The organism is Hydrogenophaga sp. 70-12 (assembly GCF_001897365.1).
GTDB lineage: Bacteria > Pseudomonadota > Gammaproteobacteria > Burkholderiales > Burkholderiaceae_C > Hydrogenophaga > Hydrogenophaga borbori.
The window spans coordinates 1-4,296 of the sequence record NZ_MKSS01000009.1 but is presented as its reverse complement, the minus strand read 5'-3'; the positions used below and the strand labels follow the sequence as shown (position 1 = coordinate 4,296).

The following is a 4,296-nucleotide window of genomic DNA, read 5'->3' as shown; positions in this document are numbered from 1 at the left end:
CATCGAGCAGGCCCGTCCCCTGTCGTTCGACAACCCCGTGCACGCCGGTCTGCGCGCCTGGGGCCGCGGCGTGCGCCGCAACCTCGATGCGGGCCAGTCCTCGCATGGGTGGCTGGCCTGGCTGCTGGCCGTGGGCGTGCCGGCGGCGCTGGCGGCGCTGATCTACCACGCCCTGTGGGAGCTGAGCGGCGTGCTGGCCCTGGTCTGGACGGTGGCGGTGCTCTACGTGACCCTGGGTTTTCGCCAGTTCAGCCACCACTTCAGCGAAATCCGCCGCAGCCTGGAGGACGGCGATGAGCGTGGCGCGCGCGAGCAACTGGCGCGCTGGCTGCGCGTGGACGCCAGCACCCTGCCGCGCACCGAGTTGCTGCGCCAGGTGATCGAGCACTCCGTGCTGGCCGCGCACCGCCACGTGTTCGGCGTGTTCGTGTGCTTCCTGGTGTTCTGGGTGATCGGCCTGGGGCCGGCGGGCGCGGTGTTCTACCGGCTGGCCGAGTACCTGTCGCGCAACTGGCGCGAGCGCCCCGACGGCACGCCCAGCGCGGCGCTGCGCCGCGCCGCGGCCACGGCCTGGCGCTGGATCGACCACGTGCCCGCGCGCGTCACGGCCCTGGGCTTCGCGGTGGTGGGCAATTTCGAGGAAGCCGTGGCCAGCTGGCGCGCCGACGCCGAGCGCTTCGCGCCGGGCAGCGACGGCGTGGTGCTGGCGGCCACCTCGGGCGCCATCAACGTGCGCCTGACGCCGCAGGACCCGGCGGCCCCGCCCCCGGACGAGACCGACCCCGGCGCGCGCCCCGAGCCCCAGCTCGCCCACCTGGGCAGCGTGGTGGGCCTGGTGTGGCGCGCGGTGGTGCTGTGGATGCTGCTGCTGGCGCTGCTCACGCTGGCGCGGGTGTAGGCCGCGCGGGTCGACGCGCCACTGAACCGGTTTTGCTGGGCCGCGGGCGCGCGCCCTTGAGGGGATCGCGCGCCGCGCGGCAGGGGTGGGCCGGTCAATACGTCCGCTTGTTGCTCAGCTCATCGAACAGTTCGTCGTAGAGCCGGTAGCGGTTCTGGTCGATGGCCAGCGGGTCCGCCGCCGGATCGGCGCCCACGTGGGCGCGCACGCCGCAGCCCGGCTCGTGCCGGTGCGTGCAGTTGTAGAAGCGGCAATCGCCCAGCGCGGCGCGCAGGTCGGGCATGAGCTGCGCGAGTCGTTCGGCCTCAAGGTGGTGCAGGCCGAATTCCTGGAAGCCCGGCGAGTCGATGAGCGCGCTTTCGCGCGCCGGCTCCAGCCAGTACCAGGTGGTGGCGGTCGTGGTGTGGCGCCCGGTGTTGAGGGCGCGCGAGATCTCGCCGGTCTGCGCGCCGGCCTCGGGCACCAGCCGGTTGACCAGCGTGCTCTTGCCCACGCCGGAAGGGCCCAGCACCAGCGTGTGGCGGCCGGTCAGGCGCTGGCGCAGGGCGTCCAGCCCGTGGCCGTCGTGAAGGCCCAGCGGCAGCACGGGCGTGCCCATGCGCCGGTAGGGCTCGAGCCGCGCCCAGGCCTGGTCGAAGGACTCGCCCAGGTCTTGTTTGTTGAGCACGATGCAGGCGCTGATGCCCTCGGCCTCGGCCGCGAGCAGGGCGCGCGTGAGCTGGGCCTCGGAGAACACGGGCTCCGCGGCGAGCAGGATCAGCACCTGGTCGAGGTTGGCCGCGAAGGCCTTGGTGCGCATCTCGTCCTGGCGGTAGAAGAGGTTGCGCCGGGTCTCGATGCGTTCGATGCTGCCCTCGTCGCCACTGGGCTGCCAGGCGACGATGTCGCCCACGACCACGGCGCTTTTCTTGCCGCGGGGGTGGCACAGGGTGCGCTGGCCGTTCTCGTCCTCGACCAGGCAATGGCGGCCATGGGCCGCCACCACACGGGCCAGGCGCGTGCCGCCCATCAGGACGCGAGCAAGGCGTTGACCGCCGCCGCGCAATGGAAGTCGCTGACCGAGACGCCGTTCACGTCGTGCGTATTGAAGCGCAGGGTGCAGCGGTTGTAGCCGAAGGCCGCGTCGGGGTGGTGGTCCTCGCGGTGGGCGATCCAGGCCATGGCGTTCACGAAGGCCATGGTCTCGTGGTAGTTGGCGAAGCGGAAGGTGCGCTCGATGGCGCCGTCGATCAGTTTCCAGCCGTCGGCCTCGCTGCCGTTGAGCTGGCTGAGCTGGGTGACGATCTCGGTGGCGTTGAGCGCGCGGCGGTTCTGGTGGATGGGGTGCATGGTCAGGCGCTCTCAGGCGGCGGTCAGGCGGGCCAGGCGTTCGCTGGCGGGGGGGTGGGAATAGTAGAAGCGCGCGTACAGCGGGTCGGGCGTGAGCGTGCTGGCGTTGTCCTGGTACAGCTTGAGCAGGGCGCTGGCGAGGTCGACTCCGCGCGTCTTGTCCTTGGCGAAGGCGTCGGCCTCGAACTCGTGCCGGCGCGACAGCTGCGCGGCCAGCGGCGACAGGAAGTAGGTGAACAGCGGCACCACCAGCAGGAAGAGGATGAGCGCGAGCGCGTCGTTGGGCGCGCGCAGGTCGGGCTCCACGCCGAGGCCGGTGAAGAACCAGGCCTGCGAGGCCGCCCAGCCCAGGGCCGCGAAGCCCACGAAGCTGAGCGCGAACAGCAGCAGCACGCGCTGGGTGATGTGGCGCAGGCGGTAGTGGCCGAGCTCGTGCGCGAGCACGGCGTCGATCTCGTCGGGGTTGAGCTGCTTGAGCAGGGTGTCGAAGAACACCACGCGCTTGGCCGCGCCGAAGCCGGTGAAGTAGGCGTTGGCGTGCGCGCTGCGCTTGCTGCCGTCCATGACGAACAGGCCCTGGGCCGAGAAGCCACAGCGCGCCATGAGGGCGTTGACGCGGGCCTTGACGGCGTCGTCGGCCAGCGGCTCGAAGCGGTTGAACAGCGGCGCGATGAGCGTGGGGTAGAGCACCAGGGCCAGCAGGTTAAAGACCATCCACACGCCCCAGGCCCAGAGCCACCAGGTGCTGCCGGCGGCGCCCATGAGCCAGAGCACCAGCGCGGCCAGCGGCAGGCCGATGGCCGCGCCGATCAACGCGCCCTTGAGTCCGTCGGCGACCCACAGGCCCAGGCCCATCTTGTTGAAGCCGAAGCGCTCCTCCAGCCGGAAGGTGGCGTACCAGGAGAAGGGCAGGCCCAGCAGGCCGCCGATGAGCGCGAAGGCGGTGATCAGCGCGAGCTGCTGCCACAGGCCAGGGCCCAGCCAGTCGAGCAGGCCGAGGTTGAGCGCGTTCAGGCCGCCGAGCAGGGTCCAGCCGATCAGCAGGGCGGTCTCGAAGGCGGTGCTGAGCAGGCCGAAGCGCGTCTTGGCGATGGTGTAGTCGGCGGCCTTGCGGTGGGCGTCGAGCGGGATGGTGGCGTCGAAGGGCGCGGGCACCTGATCGCGGTGGCGGGCCACGTGGCGGATCTGGCGGCTGGCGAGGGCGAAGCGGGTCAGCAGGCCCAGCACCAGCAGGGCGCAGAAGAGGGCGGTGAAAGCGAGGGAAGCGGTGTCCATGAAGGCGCCAGTCTACCGGTGCCCCCGCCGGCCCGCCGGGGCCGGCGGATGACGGAAAATCGCGGGATGACCTCCAATCCCGCCGACATCGCCGCCCCCGAAGTGCCCACGCTCGCCAAGAGTGACCAGAACCTGGTCTGGATCGACTGCGAAATGAGCGGTCTCGATCCCGAGAAGGAGCGCCTGCTGGAGATCGCGGTGGTGGTGACCGGCCCGCAGCTCACGCCGCGCATCGAAGGCCCCGTCATCGTGGTCCACCAGAGCGATGAGCTGCTCAACGCCATGGATGCCTGGAACAAGGGCACGCACGGCCGCAGCGGTCTCATCGACAAGGTGCGCGCCAGCACGGTGAGCGAGGCCGAGGCCGAGCAGCAGCTCATCGACTTCATCTCGCGCTACGTGCCGAAGAACAGCGCACCCCTGTGTGGCAACACCATCGGCCAGGACCGCCGCTTCCTGGTGAAGTACATGCCCCGGCTCGAGGCCTACCTGCACTACCGCAACGTCGATGTGAGCACCTTGAAGGAACTGGCCAAGCGCTGGCGCCCCGAAGTGGTCGACGCCTTCAAGAAGCGCCAGCTGCACACCGCCCTGGCCGACGTGCACGAATCCATTGACGAACTCGAGCACTACCGCGCGCGGTTTCTGCGCTGATCGGGCCGGGTCCGTGCCTTGCCGGCCCCTGCCGGCGGCGGGGTTGCCCGATGCCACCGCCGCCCCCCCTTGCGGGTCCGTCACCCCGGCCTTGCATGACAATAAAGTGACTTTCACGCCGATTTCACATGAAAAAGAAA

General features: G+C 70.6%; 5 protein-coding genes. 2 read left to right on the top strand and 3 right to left on the bottom strand.

The features are described 5' to 3' along the window. Nucleotide 1: 1 nt before the first annotated feature. A complete protein-coding gene (locus tag BGO22_RS00500) occupies nucleotides 2-898 on the top strand; it encodes a CobD/CbiB family protein (protein WP_286848261.1) in 897 nt (298 codons plus the stop codon). Nucleotides 899-992: 94 nt separating this feature from the next. Here the strand turns inward: BGO22_RS00500 and rsgA are convergent, their stop codons facing one another. The 3 genes from rsgA to BGO22_RS00485 are packed head-to-tail and all read right to left on the bottom strand — an operon-like array spanning nucleotide 993 to nucleotide 3,502. Further along, a complete protein-coding gene (gene rsgA, locus BGO22_RS00495) occupies nucleotides 993-1,907 on the bottom strand; it encodes a ribosome small subunit-dependent GTPase A (RefSeq protein ID WP_070398856.1) in 915 nt (304 codons plus the stop codon). After that, nucleotides 1,907-2,227, bottom strand: a complete 321-nt coding sequence (locus BGO22_RS00490; RefSeq protein WP_070398855.1) for a 4a-hydroxytetrahydrobiopterin dehydratase — start codon at nucleotides 2,225-2,227, stop codon at nucleotides 1,907-1,909. The genes rsgA and BGO22_RS00490 overlap by 1 nt, the downstream gene beginning before the upstream one ends. A 12-nt stretch (nucleotides 2,228-2,239) precedes the next feature. Continuing rightward, nucleotides 2,240-3,502 carry a M48 family metallopeptidase gene (locus tag BGO22_RS00485; protein WP_070398854.1) on the bottom strand — a complete coding sequence of 421 codons (1,263 nt, stop codon included), beginning with the start codon at nucleotides 3,500-3,502 and terminating at the stop codon, nucleotides 2,240-2,242. A gap of 66 nt (nucleotides 3,503-3,568) precedes the next feature. Between BGO22_RS00485 and orn the strand changes: the two genes are divergently transcribed. After that, nucleotides 3,569-4,156: an oligoribonuclease gene (gene orn, locus BGO22_RS00480; protein WP_070398853.1), complete on the top strand. Its 588-nt coding sequence runs from the start codon at nucleotides 3,569-3,571 to the stop codon at nucleotides 4,154-4,156. Nucleotides 4,157-4,296: the final 140 nt, after the last annotated feature.

Coding starts and splice junctions, on each gene's coding strand:
- rsgA (WP_070398856.1), bottom strand. CDS start 1,907: ATGGGCGGCACGCGCCTGGCCCGTGTGGTGGCGGCCCATGGCCGCCAT.
- BGO22_RS00490 (WP_070398855.1), bottom strand. CDS start 2,227: ATGCACCCCATCCACCAGAACCGCCGCGCGCTCAACGCCACCGAGATC.
- BGO22_RS00485 (WP_070398854.1), bottom strand. CDS start 3,502: ATGGACACCGCTTCCCTCGCTTTCACCGCCCTCTTCTGCGCCCTGCTG.
- orn (WP_070398853.1), top strand. CDS start 3,569: ATGACCTCCAATCCCGCCGACATCGCCGCCCCCGAAGTGCCCACGCTC.